This is a genomic window from Sinomonas soli (assembly GCF_054782415.1).
In genome coordinates this window covers 260,921-279,921 of record NZ_BAAGSN010000015.1, presented here as the reverse complement: position 1 = coordinate 279,921, position 19,001 = coordinate 260,921, and the positions used below count along the sequence as shown (strand labels likewise).

General features: G+C 69.2%; 16 protein-coding genes. 10 read left to right on the top strand and 6 right to left on the bottom strand.

The genetic code is table 11. From position 1 onward, the window contains the following. The first annotated feature begins 8 nt into the window (after positions 1-8). Positions 9-2,003 carry a Stk1 family PASTA domain-containing Ser/Thr kinase gene (gene pknB, locus ACYVKZ_RS14765; protein WP_460992994.1) on the top strand — a complete coding sequence of 665 codons (1,995 nt, stop codon included), beginning with the start codon at positions 9-11 and terminating at the stop codon, positions 2,001-2,003. A 41-nt stretch (positions 2,004-2,044) separates the two neighbouring features. On the opposite strand, the gene ACYVKZ_RS14760 is transcribed toward pknB, so the two are convergent. Beyond that, entirely contained in the window at positions 2,045-2,686 is a 642-nt protein-coding gene (locus ACYVKZ_RS14760; protein WP_460992993.1) for an aminodeoxychorismate/anthranilate synthase component II, read from the bottom strand. A 165-nt stretch (positions 2,687-2,851) separates the two neighbouring features. Between ACYVKZ_RS14760 and ACYVKZ_RS14755 the strand changes: the two genes are divergently transcribed. After that, entirely contained in the window at positions 2,852-3,199 is a 348-nt protein-coding gene (locus ACYVKZ_RS14755; protein WP_460992992.1) for a cell division protein CrgA, read from the top strand. Here ACYVKZ_RS14755 and ACYVKZ_RS14750 read toward each other — a convergent pair. From ACYVKZ_RS14750 to ACYVKZ_RS14740, 3 genes are read right to left on the bottom strand one after another with little or no spacing between them, the layout of a single operon-like run. After that, the gene (locus ACYVKZ_RS14750; protein ID WP_460992991.1) at positions 3,174-4,310 is read right to left on the bottom strand and encodes a glycosyltransferase family 4 protein; all 1,137 of its coding nucleotides are present in this window, start codon (positions 4,308-4,310) and stop codon (positions 3,174-3,176) included. The genes ACYVKZ_RS14755 and ACYVKZ_RS14750 overlap by 26 nt on opposite strands. Before the next feature lies 1 nt (position 4,311). Further along, a complete protein-coding gene (locus tag ACYVKZ_RS14745; RefSeq protein WP_460992990.1) occupies positions 4,312-4,716 on the bottom strand; it encodes a 6-pyruvoyl trahydropterin synthase family protein in 405 nt (134 codons plus the stop codon). 54 nt (positions 4,717-4,770) lie between these two features. Beyond that, entirely contained in the window at positions 4,771-5,817 is a 1,047-nt protein-coding gene (locus ACYVKZ_RS14740; protein WP_460992989.1) for a zinc-dependent alcohol dehydrogenase, read from the bottom strand. A gap of 79 nt (positions 5,818-5,896) precedes the next feature. Between ACYVKZ_RS14740 and ACYVKZ_RS14735 the strand changes: the two genes are divergently transcribed. From ACYVKZ_RS14735 to ACYVKZ_RS14700, 8 genes are all read left to right on the top strand, one after another. Next, complete coding sequence (locus tag ACYVKZ_RS14735; protein WP_460992987.1) at positions 5,897-6,613, top strand: alanyl-tRNA editing protein; 717 nt, start codon at positions 5,897-5,899, stop codon at positions 6,611-6,613. Then, the gene (locus ACYVKZ_RS14730) at positions 6,613-7,242 is read left to right on the top strand and encodes a phosphoribosylanthranilate isomerase (RefSeq protein WP_460992986.1); all 630 of its coding nucleotides are present in this window, start codon (positions 6,613-6,615) and stop codon (positions 7,240-7,242) included. Before ACYVKZ_RS14735 ends, ACYVKZ_RS14730 begins: the two co-directional genes overlap by 1 nt. A 331-nt stretch (positions 7,243-7,573) precedes the next feature. After that, the gene (locus ACYVKZ_RS14725; protein ID WP_460992985.1) at positions 7,574-8,383 is read left to right on the top strand and encodes an IclR family transcriptional regulator; all 810 of its coding nucleotides are present in this window, start codon (positions 7,574-7,576) and stop codon (positions 8,381-8,383) included. 709 nt (positions 8,384-9,092) lie between these two features. Continuing rightward, on the top strand, positions 9,093-10,397 hold the full coding sequence (locus tag ACYVKZ_RS14720) for an aromatic ring-hydroxylating oxygenase subunit alpha (protein WP_460992984.1): 1,305 nt from the start codon (positions 9,093-9,095) through the stop codon (positions 10,395-10,397). Further along, positions 10,394-11,800, top strand: coding sequence for a ferredoxin reductase (locus ACYVKZ_RS14715; RefSeq protein ID WP_460992983.1), 1,407 nt, complete (start codon positions 10,394-10,396; stop codon positions 11,798-11,800). The genes ACYVKZ_RS14720 and ACYVKZ_RS14715 overlap by 4 nt, the downstream gene beginning before the upstream one ends. Before the next feature lie 134 nt (positions 11,801-11,934). Continuing rightward, positions 11,935-12,840: a formyltetrahydrofolate deformylase gene (purU, locus tag ACYVKZ_RS14710; RefSeq protein ID WP_460992982.1), complete on the top strand. Its 906-nt coding sequence runs from the start codon at positions 11,935-11,937 to the stop codon at positions 12,838-12,840. 49 nt (positions 12,841-12,889) lie between these two features. Beyond that, a complete protein-coding gene (locus tag ACYVKZ_RS14705) occupies positions 12,890-15,382 on the top strand; it encodes a GcvT family protein (RefSeq protein WP_460992981.1) in 2,493 nt (830 codons plus the stop codon). 796 nt (positions 15,383-16,178) lie between these two features. Continuing rightward, positions 16,179-17,591, top strand: coding sequence for an MFS transporter (locus tag ACYVKZ_RS14700; RefSeq protein WP_460992980.1), 1,413 nt, complete (start codon positions 16,179-16,181; stop codon positions 17,589-17,591). Positions 17,592-17,999: 408 nt separating this feature from the next. On the opposite strand, the gene ACYVKZ_RS14695 is transcribed toward ACYVKZ_RS14700, so the two are convergent. Together ACYVKZ_RS14695 and ACYVKZ_RS14690 are read right to left on the bottom strand one after the other, a co-directional pair. Then, positions 18,000-18,461: a DUF4383 domain-containing protein gene (locus ACYVKZ_RS14695; protein WP_460992979.1), complete on the bottom strand. Its 462-nt coding sequence runs from the start codon at positions 18,459-18,461 to the stop codon at positions 18,000-18,002. Positions 18,462-18,594: 133 nt separating this feature from the next. Beyond that, the coding region (locus tag ACYVKZ_RS14690; RefSeq protein WP_460992978.1) for an anti-sigma factor at positions 18,595-19,001 on the bottom strand (407 nt) is incomplete at its 5' end.

Here is a 19,001-nt window from a genome sequence, read left to right as displayed (position 1 = left end):
ACGAGCCCATGCCCGCTCCCGTCGTCCTCTCGGGCAGATACGAGCTCGGCGAGCTGATCGGCCGGGGCGGGATGGCGGACGTCTACGAGGGCCTCGACCTGCGGCTGGGGCGCCGGGTCGCGGTGAAGATGCTGCGCCCGGACATGGCCCGCGACGGCCAGTTCCGGGCCCGCTTCGAACGGGAGGCGCGCGCGGTCGCCGGGCTCAACCACCCCTCGATCGTGGGCGTGTACGACACCGGCGAGCACAACGCGGACCCCCTCTCGCCGCACAGCGTCGCGGTGCCGTACATCGTCATGGAGTACGTCGAGGGCCGGACCCTGCGCGACGTGATCCGCGAGGGCACCCCGAGTGTCGACGACTCCATCGATGCCCTGCTCGGCGTGCTCTCCGCCCTCGAGTACAGCCACCGGCACGGCATCATCCACCGGGACATCAAGCCCGCCAACGTCATGGCCTGCAACGAGCCCGGGACCGTGAAGGTCATGGACTTCGGGATCGCCAGGGCCACCGCGGACACCTCCGCGACCGTCACGCAGACCCAGGCTGTGGTGGGCACCGCGCAGTACCTCTCCCCCGAGCAGGCGCAGGGCAAGGTCGTGGACGCCCGCAGCGACCTCTACTCCGCCGGCTGCCTCCTCTACGAGCTCCTGACCGGCCGGCCTCCCTTCGTGGGCGAGTCCGCCGTGTCCGTGGCCTACCAGCACGTCCAGTCCGCGCCCCGGCCCGCCGCCGACTTCAACCCGGACGTCTCTCCCGCGCTGCAGAGCGTGCTGGACCGCGCCCTCGAGAAGGACCCCGACGACCGCTTCCAGAGCGCCGCCGCCTTCCAGCGCGCGCTCCGGGGCGCGCGCGCAGGCGTCGTGGTGCCGGGCCGTCCCGGCCGGGGCACCGCTGGGGCCGCGGCCGCGGCGGGGGCCGCCGCCGCTGCCGCCGCTGTGCGCAGGCCGGCGGACGACGCCGGGATCCCGACCGCCGCCGTCGGCCTCGTCGGCGCGGAGGACGGCCAGGAGGGCGCAGGCCGCGACAGCCGCGGCACCGACGGCGCCGCCGACGAGTCCTCGGCCCACCTCGGGGACACGGGCGAGTTCCCGGCGTTCGCACCGACGGCAGCCGACCTCATCGAGTTCGACGACGCCCGCGACGAGGAGCGCGCCCGCCGCGGACGCGGCCGCCGGCGCACGTGGATCGTGGTGCTGCTGGTCATGGCGCTGCTCGTGGCGACCGGCGGTGGCCTGCTCCTGTACCAGTACATGAACCAGCCCTCGGCGGTGCAGATGATCACCGTACCGTCCGTGTCCAACATGTCCGAGACCGAGGCCGCGCTCAAGCTCCAGTCGCTGGGCCTGCAGCCGAACATCTCCCACCCCAAGGACCCGAAGGTGCCCAAGGGCACAGCGATCCGCACGGTGCCCGACGCGGGCACCCAGCTCGCGAAGGGCGCCTCGATCTCGCTCGAGGTCTCGGACGGGCCGGCCAACGCGACGATCCCCACCTCGATCATCGGCGCCACCGAATCGGGCGCCCGCTCGACGCTCCAGGCGCTGGGGCTCCAGATCAAGCCGCGCTCGATCCTCGCGAACGATCCCAAGGCCCCGTACGGTACCGTCATCGCCACCAACCCGGGTGCCGGCCAGACCGTGGGCCTGGGCACCGAGGTGGAGCTGACCGTCTCCACGGGCAAGGTCAGCGTGCCGAACCTGCGCGGCATGGCCGTCGCCGACGCCCAGAAGGCCCTGGCGGACCGCGGCCTCAAGGCCGCCGTGCAGGAGCAGGAGAACGCGAACGCCGCGCCGGGGACGGTCACGTACCAGGACCCGGCCGCGGACGGCAGCGTGGACCAGGGCGGGACCGTCACCCTGATCGTGGCGAAGGCCCCGCCGCCGCCCCCGGCGCCGAGCCCCTCGCCGTCGCCCAGCGACACCCCGAGCCCGACGCCGACGGACACGAACCCGGGCAACAGCGGCAACCCGCCGGGCCATCGGGGCGGCGGGAACGGCTGAGCCCCGGCTCGGCTCAGCCGTCCGGCATCATCCGGGCGCCGTCAGCCGGCGGTGATGAGGGGGCTCAGGTGCGAGGCCTTCTCGGCGGCCCCGGCCAGGCCGAGGGACTCGAGCCACGTGCCGAGCATCTGGTAGCCGCCCTCGGTGAGCACGCTCTCGGGGTGGAACTGCACGCCGCACAGGGGCGCCGTCCGGTGCGCGAGGCCCATGACCACGCCGGAGTGCGTGTGGGCGGTGACCTCGAGGACCTCGGGGATGGTGTCCGCGACCGCGGCGAGGGAGTGGTAGCGGGTCGCGGTGAACGGCGAGGGAAGGCCGGCGAACACGCTCCTGCCCTCATGCTCGACGAGAGAGGTCTTCCCGTGCATGAGCTCCGGCGCGTGCGTCACCGTGCCGCCATAGGCCTCGGCGAGGGCCTGGTGGCCCAGGCACACCCCGAGCATCGGCTTGCTGCTCTCCCCGCACCACCTGATCAGCTCGATGCACACCCCGGCCTCGGCAGGGTTGCCGGGCCCGGGCGAGACGAGGACGCCGTCGCGGGCCGCGGCGAGCTCGATCGCCTCGGCGAGGGAGACGTCGTCGTTCCTCACCACGGTCGTCTCGGCACCGAGCTGCTGGAGGTAGCCGACGAGCGTGTAGACGAACGAATCGTAGTTGTCGATGACGAGGATGCGGGTGGTCATGCGTGAAGAAGCCGTTCCGTCCGGGCCGGCGCGGGAACGGCCGCCCCCTGCGGCTAGACTGGAGCCTCAGAAGCGCACGGCCCGCACCCGCGGTGCAGCGTGTTGGTGCTTAGCAGAATATCAAGCGGGCCCCGCTGCGTGGCGGGCGGGCCCCGAGGAGGACGAGTGCCCGAGTCGACGGACAAGCCCCAGCAGGACCCGGCTGCGGCCGCGCCGAAGAAGGCAGCGGAGCCCAAGGCCGCTGACCGCCGGTCGGCCGACCGCAAGGCGGCCGAGCGCAGGGCGGCGAAGAAGGCCAAGCGGCAGCGCCGCGCCCAGCGCGGGACCGGCCCGACGCCGCAGTGGTACAAGTACGTCATGTTCGGCCTCATGGTGGTGGGCCTGCTCTGGATCATCACGTTCTACGTGACCCAGGGCCTGTTCCCCTTCCCCGAGCTCGGCAACTGGAACATCCTCGCCGGCTTCGGCCTCGCGATCGTGGGGTTCCTCATGACCCTGCGCTGGCGGGGCTGAGCGCCCGGAGCACCGCGCGCCCCGTCGATTCCCACCCGGGCAGCAGCGGCCTCGCCGCGAGCGCGGCGGCCCGCCAGCGTGCCCGCACCGAGGCGTCGTCGAGCCATCCCGCGAGCTCACGGGTGAGCGGGTCGGCGTCGGCGTCCCCGTCTCCGGGCGGCTCCACCGCGGCCCCGGCCGTTCCCAGGCCCCCCTCGAGGGAGAGCCCTAGCGCCTCGACCGCCCCGGTGCCCGCTGCGACGATGGCGGGGACGCCGCGCGCGAGCGACTCCACCACCGCGAGCCCGTAGGTCTCCGGGTGTGATGCCAGCACCGTGAGGTCCGTGCCGGACCACTCGGCCTCGAGCGCGTCGCCGCGCAGCTCGCCGGGGACCAGCACCCGCTCGGCGATGCCGAGGTCCGCCGCCGCGTCCCGCACCGCGCGCGCGTAGGTGGGGTCGGCGGCGTCGTACCCGGCGAGCGTCAGCGTCCAGGGCCGGTCCCGGAGCGCGGCGAGCGCGCGCACGAGCCGCAGCTGCCCCTTCCCCGGCAGCAGCGCGGCGAGGCACAGCACGTGCGGGGCCCCGCCGCGGGCGAGGCTGCCCGGCGACGGCGGGGAGCCCACGACGCCGGGCCTCACCACCCGCGGCACCATCCCGTAGCGTTCGGCGAGGCGCCGGGCGGAGAAGTCGCTCGGGACCATCGCCACGTCCGCCGCGGCGAGCGCGCGCCGTTCCAGGTCGGCGAGCCGTTCGGCCTCCTCCCGGGACAGCCCCGCGGCGTCGGCGAGGAGCAGGTGCACGAGGATGCCGAGGCGGCCGCCGCCGTCCCGCACGGCGGCCGCGGCCGGGGCGACCTCGTCCGGGGCGCCCAGCGCGAGGAGCCCGTCGACCAGCACATGGGCCGGTCCGCTGCCGGGAACGAGCGCGGCGGCGAGCCGGCGGCGGTCCTCGGCGGAGCCCACCGGCCACGCTCCCGGCACGGCGACGACCTCGAGGTCGGCGTCGAGCGCGGACAGCGCCTCGGCGAGGCGGGTGTTGTAGACCGTGCCGCCCGAGGTGTAGCCGAGGCCGTCGGGCACCACGAGTCGGATCCGGACCGGGGAAGGCGCCGGGACGCCGGGGCGTCCCATCTCAGCGGTCCGAGCCCGGCGCCCCGGCGAGCGCGAGGGTGTACGAGGCCCAGGCGTCCGGGTTCTCGCGCAGGGTGACCTCGGTCTCCGTGAGGTGCCCGAGGCGGCGCAGATGCTCTGCGGAGCCCACGGCGATGTGCTGGGCGAGGACCTCGGTGGTGGTGAGGCGGCCGGCGAAGTCGGGGTGCTCGTCGAGGTTGCGGTAGCGCAGTCCGTCGAGGACCGCCGAGAGGAGCTCGGAGGCCTCCCCGATGTCCATCACGGTCGAGTTCGCGTCGAGCGCCTCGGCGCGCACGGTCAGCTCGACCACGAAGGTGGCGCCGTGCAGCCCCTGCGCGGGCCCGAAGGCGGGGCGCGGGAGGCTGTGGGCGATCATCACATGGTCGCGGACGGTGAGGCTGAACATGGCTCTCCTTCGGTCACGGGCTGGGTTTCGGCTGGTCTCGGCCACCGGGCGGCGTCACGGGGCGCCCGGGTAGCGGATCACGTGGCACAGCCCGGGCCAGGCGCCGCCCACGTCGCCGCCCCGGGCGAGCCGGTCCATGGTGGCGGGCAGGTCGGCGAAGTCGGAGGGCTCGCCGAGGAACGCGTCGAACGCCGGGTCCTCGAGGAGGCGCAGCGCGAGGGCGAGGCGCTCCGCCGTCGTGCGCCGGACGCGGCGGGGCTGGGCGACCTGGCCCACCTGGCTCGCGCGCAGCGAGAGGCGGCGGGCGTGGAAGTCGGCGCCGAGCGGGACCTGCACGCTGCGGTCGCCGTACCAGGACAGCTCGATCACCTCGCCGTCGTCGCCCACGATCTCGAGGCAGCGGGCGAGCCCCTCCGGCGTCGCGGAGGCGTGGAAGACGATGTCGCAGTCCTCGGCGGCGTCCTCGGGTGCGACGAGCCGGACCCCGAGCGCGTCCATGAGCCCTTCCCGGGCAGGATCGGGATCCACGGCCTCGAGCCGGTCCAGCGGGAAGCGGCGCAGGAGCGCGGCCGCGGAGGACCCGATGAGCCCGCAGCCGACCACCGCGATCCGATCGCCGATGCGGGGACCGGCCTCCCAGAGGGCATTGACCGCCGTCTCCACGGCCCCGGCGAGGAGCGCGCGCCGCGGCGGCACACCTTCGGGCACCGGTGTCAGGTCCGCGACCGGAACCACGTAGCGGTCCTGGTGCGGGTACAGGCAGAAGACGGTGCGGCCCTCGAGGTCGGCCGGGCCGCGCTCGACGATGCCCACCGAGAGGTAGCCGTACTTCACGGGGGCCGGGAAGCTGCCTTCCTGATGGGGGGCCTCCATGAGGTCCGCGACCCGTTCCGGCACCTTGCACGCGTGGACGAGGTTCTCGGTACCGCGCGAATGGCCCGAGTACAGGGTGCGGACCAGGGCCTCCCCCTCGCCCCGCTCCGGGACGGGCTCGGGCCGCAGTTCGCCGCGGCGAGGGCCGGTGGTCCAGTAGGCGGTGGCGGTCGCCGTGCCGCCGCCGGGCACGGCCGGGCACGGATCGGTCCTGTGCGGATCTCCCATGCCCCGACACTACCCATCCGCGCTCCCGGTGAGACAGAGGCCCCGGCCCGCGCCGGACGGCCCCGCCTAGACTGGAAGGATGAGCACGGCGGTAGACCAGCAGACCAACGCGTACTTCGACGACACCTACCTCACCGAGGCGACGGCGACCGTGATCGCCGCGGGGGCGGGCGAAGACGGCGCGTGGGCGGCCGTGTCCCCCAACATCTTCCACCCGAAGGGCGGCGGCCAGCCCTCGGACGAGGGGACGCTCGACGGCGCGGCGGTCGCCCCGGCGCGCGACGATGCTGGACTCGTGGTCCTCACGGGCGTGCCGTCCGCGCCCGAGGTGGGGGCCGCCGTCGTCTGCCGCATCGATGCGGGGCTGCGCCGCCGGCACGCCGCGCTGCACACGGCCGGCCACATCCTCGGCCATCTCGGTGAGGCGCGCGGCTGGCAGCATTCGGGGCATTCGCACTTCCCCGGGCAGGCGAGGCTGGACTTCGATCCCGCGGGCCACGAGGACGAGCTCTCGACCCCGGAGCTGCGGGAGGCAGTGCGCACCGAGCTCCAGGCGCAGATGGACGCCGTGCTCGCCCGGGGCGGGGCGGTCTCGGCGTCGGTGGACGCCACCGGGCACCGCACGGTGACGATCGAGGGCGTCAACGCGGAGCCGTGCGGCGGCACGCACGTGCGGTCGCTGTCCGACTTGGCAGGGGTGCGCATCCTCGAGGTGAAGGTCAAGCGCGGGGCCATCAAGGTCCGCTACGAGGCCGAGCACGCCGAGGGCGCCCCGGCGGGCGGGGGCGCCGCCTGATGCTCTGGGTGAAGATCTGCGGGCTGTCCACGCCCGAGGCCGTCGAGGCTGCGGTCGAGTCCGGGGCCGACGCGGTGGGGTTCGTCCTCGCGCCGGGGAGCCCCCGGACGGTCGGGGCCGGGCTGGCCGCCGGGCTCGTGGCCGCCGCCCGGGACGCCGCCGCCCGCGCGGGACGCGAGGTCGAGACCGTGGCGGTGGTCCGGGACCAGACGCTCGAGGAGGTCGCCGCACTCGCCCAGGAGGCCGGCGTCGACACCGTCCAGCTCCACGGGGACGAGCCCGACGCGACCGCCGATGCCCTCCGCGAGGCCGGCTTCCGCGTGATCCGCGCCCTCTCCGCAGGCGAGTACACGCGGCGCACCGCCGCAGGCTGGTCCTCACCGGACCGGCTCCTGCTCGACGCCGCCGTCCCGGGATCCGGCGAGCGGTTCTCCGAGGAAGAGCTGGGCGCCGCGCCTGCCGGGTTCTGGGCCCTGGCCGGCGGCCTGTCCCCGCACAACGTGGGCGACGCGGTCGCCGCGCTGCGACCCGGCGGCGTGGACGTCTCGAGCGGGGTGGAGTCCTCGCGCGGCGTGAAGGACCTCGGCCTCATCCGCGCCTTCATCCAGGCCGCCCGCACCGTCCTCTAGCGCCGGGCCTCCCGCGGCGCCCCGGGCGCCGCTCCTGGCTTGGCGCCAACGACGATGAGCTGAACCGAGACGCGGCTCAGCGATCGCGCGCGAGCTCGATCAGGCAAAGGGCATTCCGGCACCGTCAAGAAGTTGACGCGTCCGCCGGAAACCTCCGGGGCTGGCCGGCTTTGGGCCACAACGAGGACCGTGATTTAGAGGCTCGTATTGAACTAGGTTTTACTGTTGGGTGGCCGCAGTAATGCGGTAGCGAGTGTTCCGGTCGCCTCTGCGGCCTAGTCCTATGCGCGCTGTCACCGCCGTCACGATTCCCCGCATAGGATCATCAAGTATGGCTCCTAAAAATGAACCGGAATCAGACACCGACGTCGAGGGCGGCCAGTCCGGCGGCGTGCAGTCCGTGGAGCGTGCGCTGACTGTCCTGGAGATCCTGGCGCGGGAAGGGCACGCGGGCGTCAGTGAGATCGCCGAGGAGATGGGCATCCACAAGTCCACCGTCTCTCGGCTGATGGGGTCGCTGGTAAGCCGTGGGATGGTCCACCAGAACAGCGACCGCGGCAAGTACGAGCTCGGGTTTGGGATCCTCCGCCTGGCCAGCTCCATTCCGGGGCGGCTGAGTCTGGTCCACGAGGCACGGCCTGTGCTGGAGAGCCTCGCCGAAGAGTTCAAGGAAACGGTCAACCTCGCCGTCTTGCGGTCCAACTATGCCGTCAACGTGGACCAGGCCATGGGCCCCTCAACACTGGCAACGTATGACTGGGTGGGAAGCCTGACGCCGCTGCACGCCACCTCCAGCGGGAAGGTGCTCCTGGCTGCCCTGGGTGCTGATGACCGGGACCGCATCCTGAAAGAGACCGGACTGAAAGCCCGCACGGCCAAGACCATCACCAGCCGGAAAGAACTGGATGCACAGCTGCTCGAGGTGGGCGCCAAAGGGTACGCGGTAGTGCGGGAGGAGTTCGAGATCGGCCTGAATGCAGTGGCGGTGCCCGTCTACAACCACCAGGGCGAAGTAACGGGCGCCATCAGCATTTCGGGGCCCGCGTTCCGGTTCGACCCCGAGAAGATCCCCGGCCTGCTGGAAACGCTCACGGAAGCCGGACTCAAGGTCAGCGCCAACATGGGCTACACCCGGCGCTAGGACCATCAATCGCCCCAAAGCCACAATGACTCGGGCCCATTGCCTGTTTTCGAAGGCCATCAGCTGTCTGCAGTTGCCCTTGGGTGTCCCTGGGGCCGGGACCGGTTCCTTGCGTTCGATGGTCAGTGGGCGCTGCCCAGCTTCGGGGTGTCGGCGCTGTCGCCCAGCCGGACTCTACCGCGCGCGGGACATCGCCAACCTTTTCCTCTACCAGCCCTGGAACGCACCGGCCTGGTGCTCTGTGGGAACCAGGACACCGCTCGTGTCCTAGTTCTTGGAGGCCATGCCCAGCGGGGAGCGCTGGACGCGTCGAGGTCCTGCATGCTGACCCGGTGGAACGGCGGCAAGGACGCAGAGACGTCCTTGCCGCTGTCAACCGCCGATTGCAGGCACGACCAGAATTCGGCGCCCCCCGGCGGAGCCCGGCCGTCGCCTCCCGCCTGCGGAGTCTCAGAACGCATCCGTCATACCTTGACAGCGAGGGTGGCCTACGTCACGCTGTTGCACATGCTGATTGTTGTTGCGTAGGACGCACGTTCGTCGAAGGGCCAGATATGGATTCGCTCCAAGCACCGCCCGCGGGACCCCTTCTCGCGCCTCGCCGTTCCTCCTGAACGCGCAACTTCATTCCCCGACGATGCCGGCTGCCTCCACCCACCGCCGTAGTCGCCCAGAAGCCACACTTACCCAGCCCTCCCGGGAGGAATAAATGACTGCTCCAGTGAACGCGCCCCTCAATTCACGCGGAAAACTCGCTTCGACCTTGCCTGAAGAGAAGCTGGCGGAAATCGCTGCACTGTTTGAGTTCCGGCGTAAGGGATATTCACTCGATGCCCCCTTCTACACCGATCCGACGCTCTTCAAGATCGACATGGAGGCAATTTTCGGCCAGCACTGGATCTTTGCCGGCAGCATTGCCGAACTGCCGGAGCCTGGCGACTACATCACGGTCGACTACGGCCCCTACTCCCTGATCGTCCTGCGCAATGACGACGGCGACGTCAACGTCCTGCACAACGTATGCCGCCACCGCGGTGCCCGAGTCCTGACCGAGGCTGCCGGTTCCACCGGAAACCTCGTCTGCGGCTATCACTCATGGACCTACTCCCCCGAGGGCAACCTGATCCACGCCTCCGCTCCCGGTGAAGCGAAGTTCGACAAGAACTGCTTCGCCCTCAAGCGTGCCCACAGCCGCGAGGTTGCCGGACTCATCTTCGTCTGCATTGCTGACGAGCCGCCCGCAGACTTCGACGAGACCGCGAAGATCTTCGAGCCGTACCTCGCACCCCACGACCTGTCCAAGACGAAGATCGCCTACCAGCAGAACATCATCGAAGAGGGCAACTGGAAGCTCGTCATGGAGAACAACCGTGAGTGCTACCACTGCGACGGGCACCCGGAACTCGCATGCTCGCTCTTCCCCACCTGGGGCCTGACCGAGGGCCTTATCCCGGCCCACCTCGAGGAAGTGTGGGAACGCAACAAGGAGGCCCAGTCGTCCCTCGAGGAGCGGTGCCGCCGCTACGGCCTGCCCTACGGGGTGGTCGAGGAGCTTGACACCCGCATAGCCGGCATCCGCATCTCACGCGAATCCCTGGACGGCGAAGGCGAGTCGTTCTCGGCCGATGGGCGCCGGCTTTCCAAGAAGCTGCTCGGTGACCTCCCGGACTTCCGCCTGGGCCGCTGCTCCATGCACCTTCAGCCCAACAGCTGGTTCCACTTCCTTGGCGACCACGTCATCACGTTCGGCGTCTTCCCCATCAACGAACACCAGTCGCTGGTCCGCACCACCTGGCTGGTGGCCGACGACGCCGAGGAGGGCGTGGACTACGACCTCGACAAGCTCACCTACACCTGGAAGCAGACCAACCTGCAGGACAAGGCGTTCGTGGAGCTGTGCCAGCAGGGTGCTACCAGCCCCGCGTACGAGCCCGGCCCCTACATGAAGAGCGAATACCAGGTAGAGGCATTCATCAACTGGTACGTCCAGCGTGTGCAGGAGCACTTGGCATGACGGACGTCCTCGCTGAGACACACATCCAGGAGCCACAGCGCATCCGCGGCCTTGAAATGCCGTGGAACAGGGTGATGGGCAGCATCGAAGGACCTGCCAGCGCTGCGCGGGCCCTAGGCCCGTGGCATCCGCAGGAGTTCATGGCCGAATGTGTGGAGACCGTTCCCGAGGCAGGCGGCATGATGACCTTCGTGTTCCGCCGCCGCGACGGTGCGCCCCTGGCATTCCGTGCGGGCCAGTACGTAAACGTCGCGTTTCCCGTCAACGGCCAGGACGAGGAGCCGGTAGACCGCAGCTACTCGCTGTCCAGTTCGCCCACCCAGCCGTGGACCTTCAGCATCAGCGTGAAACGCGACAATACGGGACTCGTTTCACCGTGGGTGCATGAGAACGTCAGGCCCGGCACCGTCCTGGACATGCTCGGCCCGGTCGGGGCGTTCCATCTGCCGGACGCCGATCGGCGGGCACGGTATCTGTTCCTGGCCGCCGGCGCGGGCATCACCCCCATCATGTCCATGGTGCGGACCATCCACTCCCTGCCGGGTCATGCCGATGTCGTGGTGCTCTACCACGGCGCGGAAGCCGGCGGCTTCGCCTTCCACCAGGAGCTGGCCTACATCGCGTCCGTGGACTCGCGCGTCAAGGTCTTCTACTCCCTGGGCGACCGCAGCAGACCCGACGGGTGGGAAGGGCTCAGCGGAAGGCTGACGGCCGCCATGATCGATCAGGTTGCTCCGGACGCAAACGGCCGCCAGGTCTATGCCTGCGGCCCCGAGGGTTACCTGAACAGGGCCACCGAACTCCTCAAGAAGGTGGGCGTCGACGACACCTCCATCTACATGGAGTTCTTCTCGGGTGATCGCCAGACCATCCTCGAGTACCAGGCTGAGCTCGCCCTCGCGGCGGACATCGCGGAGGAGATCGCGGAGGAGATCGCCACTTCCGCTGAGGACTACTACGAAAGCCAGCCCAGCCCGTTCGGGCTCTATGAGCCCGGTTACGACGAGGATGGAACCCTGCCGGCCACGGGGCTGCCGCTCGAGACCGCCGACCCGGACGGGCGAACCCCCGAAGGCAGTTCGGACGCGGAGCCCGAGGCGGGAACCCCCGATGCCTCGAGCTTCGACACGGTCGGAACGGGAAGTCTCACCCTGTCCTTCATGCGCACCGGCATCAATGTGCGGATCGATCCCGACCAGCACATCCTCGAGGTGGCGCAGCGGGCGGGCGTCAGGATCGGCGCCAACTGCAAGGAGGGCATGTGCGGCTCCTGCAAGGTCGTCAAGCTTTCCGGGGAGGTCGAGATGAACCACCAAGGCGGGATCCGCAAACGGGAGATCGACGCAGGCAAATTCCTCCCCTGCTGTTCCACAGCGCACACCGACATGGTCATCGACGCCTAGACGCTCCCCTGGAGCGGTGCCTCCGCCCCGCACGCAGAAGGCCTGAGGGAGGCCTTGCCTGCGGACGAGTATGGCTGGCCATCAATCTGATATATCAGTCTTCGACTTTGAATATGTCTAGAAGGAGGAGGGACATGCCCCTCATGGAAACAGCACCTGCCACGGCTGTCCGGCCGGAGCTCAAGGACGAGCACGCCCAGAAGTTCGTGCTGACCCTGTCGTGCCGGGAGCAGGCCGGAATCGTGCAGGCAGTGACCACGTTCCTCTTCGAGCGCGGCTTCAACATCGACGAACACCAGCAGTTCGACGACAGCCTGCGCGAGACGCTGCATCTGCGCACCGCCTTCTCCGGATCCCCCAGCTACACCCCCGCCATGCTCGAAGAAGAGTTCGGCGGCATCGCGCGGCGGTTCGACATGAAGTTCAGCTTCCACGACCAGACCCAGCAGCGTGTCCTGGTCATGGTCTCCAAGTTCGGACACTGCCTCAACGACCTCATCTTCCGCTGGCGCGGCGGCAGCCTGGGCGGCGAGCTGGTCCTCGTGGTCTCCAACCACGAGACCCACCGTGCCATGGCCGAGGCTGCGGGCCTGCCATTCATCCACATCCCGGTCACCCCGGACACCAAGGCTGACGCCGAACGCCGCCTTCTGGAGCTCGTGGATGAATACGACGTCGATCTGGTTGTCCTTGCCCGATACATGCAGGTGCTCTCAAACGATCTCTGCCGTTCGCTGGAAGGCCGTGCGATCAACATCCACCACTCCTTCCTCCCCGGCTTCAAGGGTGCCAAGCCCTACCACCAGGCCCACGCACGCGGCGTGAAGCTCATCGGTGCCACCGCGCACTACGTCACCGCCGACCTGGACGAGGGGCCGATCATTGAGCAGGAAGTCATCCGGGTAGACCACAGCTACGGCCCCTCCGCCCTGTCCACCGTCGGGCAGGACGCCGAGGCACTCGCCCTGTCCCGCGCCGTCCGCTGGCACTGCCAGCACCGCGTCCTGCTGGACGAGACCAGCACCGTGGTGTTCCGGTAGCGGGCACCGCCGGCACGCCCATTAATTCGTAGAGCAGCAGGAGAACCTTATGGAATCGACGCCCCGCATTGTCATCATCGGAGCCGGCATCGTCGGCACCAACCTCGCGGACGAACTCGTCACGAAGGGGTGGACCAACATCACGGTCCTGGACCAAGGCCCCCTCAACATGCCGGGCGGTTCAACGTCCCACGCCCCCGGCCTGGTCTTCCAGACCAACCCCTCCAAGTCCATGGCACTGTTCGCCAAGTACACCGTGCAGAAACTCCTGTCCCTCACCGAGGACGGCGTCAGCTGCTTCAACCAGGTGGGAGGGCTGGAAGTCGCCACCACCGAAACCCGCCTCGCGGACCTGAAGCGCAAGCTTGGCTACGCCTCCTCATGGGGCATTGAGGGCTCCATCCTCTCCCCCGCTGAATGCAAGGAGCTCTACCCCCTGATCAATGAGGACGCGATCCTCGGCGGCCTCCACGTTCCCAGCGACGGCCTGGCCAGCGCCGCCCGCGCGGTCCAACTGCTGATCAAGCGCACCGAGGCGGCCGGCGTAAAGTACGTCGGCAACACCGAAGTGACTGGCATCGAGCAGTCCGGCCGCCGCGTCACCGGTGTCCGGACGCCCGACGGCGTGATCCCGGCTGACATCGTCGTCTCCTGCGCCGGCTTCTGGGGCGCAAAGGTCGGCGAGCTGATCGGCATGTCGGTGCCGCTGCTGCCCCTGGCCCACCAGTACGTCAAGACCACCCCGGTTCCGGCACAGCAGGGCAAGAACGAGCTGCCCAACGGCGCGCGGCTGCCCATCCTCCGCCACCAAGACCAGGACCTCTACTACCGCGAACACGGCGACCGCTACGGCATCGGCTCCTACGCCCACAAACCCATGCCCGTGGACCTGGACGAGCTCGGCAGCTTCAACCCGACCGAAATCAGCGAACACAACATGCCCTCCCGTCTGGACTTCACCCTCGAGGACTTCCTCCCGGCCTGGGAAGCCACCAAGCAGATCCTGCCCGCCCTGTGCGAGAGCGAGATCGAGGACGGCTTCAACGGCATCTTCTCCTTCACCCCCGACGGCGGCTCGCTGGTGGGCGAGTCCAAGGAATTGGACGGCTTCTTCGTGGCCGAGGCGGTCTGGGTCACCCACTCCGCCGGTATCGCCCGGGCCGTGGCCGAACTGCTGGTGGACGGCAAGTCCTCCATCGACCTGGGCGACTGCGACATCCACCGCTTCGAGGAAGTGCAGCTGACCCCCGAGTACGTCAGCGAAACCTCGCAGCAGAACTTCGTGGAAATCTACGACGTCCTGCACCCGCTGCAGCCCAAGCTTTCCCCGCGCAACCTGCGCGTCAGCCCCTTCCACGCCCGCCACCAGCAGCTGGGCGGCTTCTTCCTCGAAGGCGGCGGCTGGGAGCGGCCCTACTGGTTCGAGGCCAATGCCGAACTGCTCAAGGAACTGCCCGCGGACTGGCAGCCGCCGGCTCGCGATTCTTGGTCCGGCATGTTCAGCTCCCCCATTGCCGCGGCCGAGGCATGGAAGACGCGAACTGCCGTCGCCATGTACGACATGACCCCGCTCAAGCGCCTGGAGATCTCCGGACCCGGCGCACTGAAGCTGCTGCAGGAACTGACTACGGGGGACCTGAACAAGAAGCCCGGAGCCGTCACCTACACGCTCCTGCTGGATGACCAGGGCGGCGTCCGAAGCGACATCACCGTGGCCCGTCTGGATGAGCAGACCTTCCAGCTCGGCGCCAACGGCAACATCGACACCGCCTACTTCGAGCGGGCAGCCCGCCACCAGACCGAAAGCGGCAGCGCCGGGGACTGGGTCCAGGTGCGCGATACCACCGGCGGCACCTGCTGCATCGGCCTCTGGGGTCCGCTCGCCCGGGAGGTGGTCGGCGCGGTCAGCAGCGACGACTTCTCCAACGACGGCCTGAAGTACTTCCGGTCCAAGAGGGCTGTCATCGGCGGCATCCCGGTCACAGCCATGCGCCTGTCCTACGTCGGTGAACTGGGCTGGGAGCTGTACACCAGCGCCGACAACGGCCAGCGTCTCTGGGATGCGCTGTGGAAGGCCGGCCAGCCCTTCGGCATCATCGCTGCAGGCCGCGCAGCTTTCAGCTCGCTCCGCCTGGAGAAGGGCTACCGTTCCTGGGGCTCCGACATGACCACCGAGCACGACCCCTTCGAGGCTGGCCTCGGTTTCGCAGTGAAGATGGCCAAGGCCGACTTCGTGGGCAAAGCAGCCTTGGAGGGCCGCACCGAGGAGAACTCCGCGCGGCGCCTGCGCTGCCTCACTGTCGACGACGGCCGCAGCCTCGTGCTGGGCAAGGAACCGGTGTTCTACAAGGGCCAGGCGGTGGGTTACGTCACCAGCGCCGCCTACGGCTACTCCGTCCGCAAGCCCATTGCCTACTCCTACCTGCCCGCCGAAGTTTCAGTCGGCGATTCGGTGGAGATCGAGTACTTCGGCCGCCGCATCGTGGCCACAGTGGCCCAGGATCCCCTGTACGACCCCACCATGTCCCGGCTGCGCGGCTGAGCATGACGGAACAGCACGCGAACGGGGCGGCGCCGTCCGACGCCGGGTCGGTCGGCACCGGGACCATCGGCAAGCTGCCATAGCCACCTGCCGCTGCAGGCCTGCGTTCCAGGAGCCGATGTTCTAGGGCTCAGCGTTCGCAGCGGGCGTCCCGTCTTCCGTGAAAGGTGCTTCGGTGGGACTTAGACCTGGGGAGGCATTCCCCATCGAAGCACCGCTTTCGGAAGACGGGGCCCTCCCATCGGCATGGTGGCCGGACGGCGGGCAGGCGTTCGACGTCGTCGATTCCGAGCTTCACCTGACGTGGGGCTTCGGCATGCCCCGGAACTAGAAGCAAGAACGCGTACATACTCCGTCTTTCACAAGCGACACCCTTGACATCGAGTGTGAGCTAGCGCACGATCTGTTGCACAGAGCGAACGTTGTTGATCATGGCGGAACGAAGCTTGCTCGGATGTGCCCCCTCCCGGGACTCCGCCCGATCAAAGGGGAGCCCCGTCTCGCGCATGGACCGCACAGCGTTGTCAGCGTCCATGCGGCAGCTCCAATCACTAAAGGAAACTGTCTATGACCATCAAAGGTGGCAGCACCGTCGATCAAAGCAGTGCGGAGCACCGGAACCTGGGGACGACGCCGACGTCATCTCCCGGGTCCTGCCCGGCCATATCGGCTGGCAGCGAGCCAGTCGGCCTCGTCCGCCGGTCGCTCAGGGCTGCTGCGGCTGTCCATGCGTCCAGGAAACGGCGCTCGGGTGCCGGCAGCGCTTTGCGCTGAAGCCAGAAGGGAACGAATCTCAGTGATCAATTCGAGCAGGACGGCGGCCTCCGCCGACGCCTCCATTTCAAAAGAGACCAGCTCCACGTTCAAACGCCGCTTCATGGTGCGGCTTGTCGCTGTGTTCATCGGCGGGATGTTCCTCGACGGTTACATCCTCGGAATCATCGGCCCCGTCACCGGACCCATGCGGTCAGATCTCCAGCTCGACTCGCTGTCCCTGGGGATGATCGCTGCAGGCCCGCTGGCAGGTATCTTCGTCGGCGCGCCGCTGGCTGGCTGGGCCACTGACAAGTTCGGGCGCAAGCCCATGTTCCTCGTGGACATGGGCCTGTTCCTGCTCGCCTCAGCGGCCCAGTTCTTTGTAGCCTCCGGAGACGGGGCCGTGGTCCAGCTGGCCGTCATCCGGTTCTTGATGGGCGTCGCGATCGGCGGCGAGTACTCGATCGGTGGACCCCTGCTGTCAGAGTTCTCCCCTCCAAAGCTCCGCGGGCGCTTGCTCGGGCTGACTCTGATCGCCTGGTACGTCGGCTTCATGATGGCATTCATCATCGGCACCCTCCTGCACGACGCCGGAACCCCCTGGCGCCTCGTCATCGGCACGAGTACGATCCTCGCCCTGGTCCTGTTCCTCGCCCGCTTCGGCCTCCCCGAATCGCCGAGCTGGCTCATCACAAAGGGACGGCGCGAGGAAGCGCTCGCGATCGCACGCAGATACGTCGAATCGCCCCAGATGCACCACAGCATCACCGAAGAGATCGATCTGAGGAGGATCCAAGAGGCCCAGGCCGCGCAGGGCAGGACAAAGATCAAGAGCGCCTCCGTCGGAATGCTGTTCTCGAGGCAGCACTGGCGCGCCACCCTCTTCACCTCAGGTTTCTGGTTCTGCGCGGTCACTCCGTACTTCGCGATCGCGACCTTCGCCGACGACGTGCTCACCCATTTCGGCTTCGGCGGCGGCTGGGCCGGTGGAGTCGGCCTGTCCGCACTTGCGACCGCGGGCGTTGTCACCACTGTGCTTCTGATTGACAAGCTCGGCCGCCGAATCCTCACCGTGCCCGGGCAGTGGCTCTGCGCAGGCATCCTGCTGATCATCGGAGTGTGGGGGAACGCACCGGCAATCCTCGTGCTTGTCCTGTTCCTCGCCTTCTCCTACTTCAATGCCGGCTACACCACGCTGACCCAGGTCTATCCGGCCGAGGTCTTCCCCGGCCACCTGCGCGGGATCGGCATGGGCTTCGCCGCGGCCTTCAGCCGCATCGGAGCCGCACTCGGCACCTTCGCATTGCCCTGGGCGATCAGCAACATCGGCATGGGCCCAAGCATGGTCGCAGCCGCCGCCGTCGCATTACTCGGCGCAGTCCTCTCGCAATGGCTCGCCCCTGAGACGAAGGGGCGAACCCTCGCCGAAATCTCAGAGAACTTCTCCCACTGACACCGGGACTCCACGGTCACTTCGAGTCGCAGATAAAGCCCCCGGGTAACCGAACCCACCATTGAGGAGGCCTCCGCCGCCACAGCGGCGGAGGCCTCCTCAATGCGTCCAGCACGCGTGAGCCGGATGCTGCCCGGACTCGGTCATGTCTCTCCGTTCGCATGGGGTGCCCGCTACTCACAAGGCGGTCTCGTCGTCGTAGGCATCGACGGCCGTGATCTCGAAGGCCGTTGTGCGGCCCCGCCCGACCAGCAGGCCGGTGAGCAGGGGGCGCCCCAGGGCGAGTCACGTCCTGAAGGTCACCCCAAGGAGGTCAAAGTCAGGACAATGACCTTCAGGAGGTGACCTTCAGATGGAGGGGCGGGCGGCTGGGGCCCTGATGGCTCGCCACGGTCGTGGCGGCCCGCGTCAGCGGCGGCCGGCCGCGGCCTGGCGGGACGGAGCAAGCGTGCGTCCGAGGATCAGGCCGATCACGAGCATGCCCACGCCGAGCAGGAGGTGCAGCCCGTTGTCCGCGGCGTTGAGCGGGACGAAGTTGCCGGCGGACTCCCCGCCGAACACCAGGCCGTAGACGAAGAGGATGAGGTAGATCGCGCCGCCCCAGACGAGGAAGCCCTTCGAGCCGGCCGCGGAACGGCCGAGCGCGAGGCCCGCGATGCCGAAGAGCAGGTGGACCACGTTGTGCAGCACCGAGACCTGGAACAGGCCGAGCAGGTACGCCTCCGAATGCTGGCCCGCGAAGGCGAGGCCGGGGCCGGAGGTAATGCCCGGGATGAAGCCGAGCACTCCGACGAGGAGGAAGACGGCGCCGACGACGGTCGCGGCGACCTGGACTGCGGTACGGCGGTTCGAGACGACTGAGGTGGACATGATGTCTCCTTGTGAAGGTCCCCGGCGTGCCGTCTGACGCGCCGGTGCGGTGTTCCCGCACCTATAGTTCGGAGGGCCCGCGCAGACGGATTGGACCAATCTGCGCGGGCCCTCCAGAAGGGGGCGGCCGGGGCTAGGAGAACTGCTGGACGACGATCGGCGCGGTGGTGGGCTGCTTCGAGCCGCCCGCCGGCTCGACCGTCACGCCGAGCACCGTGGCGGACCCGATTCCGCCTGCCAGTTCGTTCCACGTGGTCCCGGTGCCCTGCACGAGGCCCGCCGGCTTCATGCTGCCGGACGAGTCCCCAAGCCACAGCTCGTAGACGTGCCCCTGTGACGGCTGAGGCAGGCCCAGCGTCACCACGCCGGCCACCGCGTCCTGGCGCGAGTGGGCGAGGACCAGGGTCCCGCCGCCGGGCACCCTGACCTCCTGGACTTTGGCGTCCGGGGCGGCGAGGATCCGGCCCATTACCGCGCCCGGGGCGTCGGCTGCGAGCGCGAGTTGGCGGAGGGCGTCGTCGCGCTGCTGCTGCGCATGGA

Bases quoted from the DNA above. Each gene is read 5' to 3' on its own strand.
- pknB (WP_460992994.1), top strand. From the start codon at position 9: ATGCCCGCTCCCGTCGTCCTCTCGGGCAGATACGAGCTCGGCGAGCTG.
- ACYVKZ_RS14760 (WP_460992993.1), bottom strand. From the start codon at position 2,686: ATGACCACCCGCATCCTCGTCATCGACAACTACGATTCGTTCGTCTAC.
- ACYVKZ_RS14750 (WP_460992991.1), bottom strand. From the start codon at position 4,310: ATGGGACGCCCCGGCGTCCCGGCGCCTTCCCCGGTCCGGATCCGACTC.
- ACYVKZ_RS14745 (WP_460992990.1), bottom strand. From the start codon at position 4,716: ATGTTCAGCCTCACCGTCCGCGACCATGTGATGATCGCCCACAGCCTC.
- ACYVKZ_RS14740 (WP_460992989.1), bottom strand. From the start codon at position 5,817: ATGGGAGATCCGCACAGGACCGATCCGTGCCCGGCCGTGCCCGGCGGC.
- ACYVKZ_RS14735 (WP_460992987.1), top strand. From the start codon at position 5,897: ATGAGCACGGCGGTAGACCAGCAGACCAACGCGTACTTCGACGACACC.
- ACYVKZ_RS14730 (WP_460992986.1), top strand. From the start codon at position 6,613: ATGCTCTGGGTGAAGATCTGCGGGCTGTCCACGCCCGAGGCCGTCGAG.
- ACYVKZ_RS14725 (WP_460992985.1), top strand. From the start codon at position 7,574: ATGGCTCCTAAAAATGAACCGGAATCAGACACCGACGTCGAGGGCGGC.
- ACYVKZ_RS14720 (WP_460992984.1), top strand. From the start codon at position 9,093: ATGACTGCTCCAGTGAACGCGCCCCTCAATTCACGCGGAAAACTCGCT.
- ACYVKZ_RS14715 (WP_460992983.1), top strand. From the start codon at position 10,394: ATGACGGACGTCCTCGCTGAGACACACATCCAGGAGCCACAGCGCATC.
- purU (WP_460992982.1), top strand. From the start codon at position 11,935: ATGCCCCTCATGGAAACAGCACCTGCCACGGCTGTCCGGCCGGAGCTC.
- ACYVKZ_RS14705 (WP_460992981.1), top strand. From the start codon at position 12,890: ATGGAATCGACGCCCCGCATTGTCATCATCGGAGCCGGCATCGTCGGC.
- ACYVKZ_RS14695 (WP_460992979.1), bottom strand. From the start codon at position 18,461: ATGTCCACCTCAGTCGTCTCGAACCGCCGTACCGCAGTCCAGGTCGCC.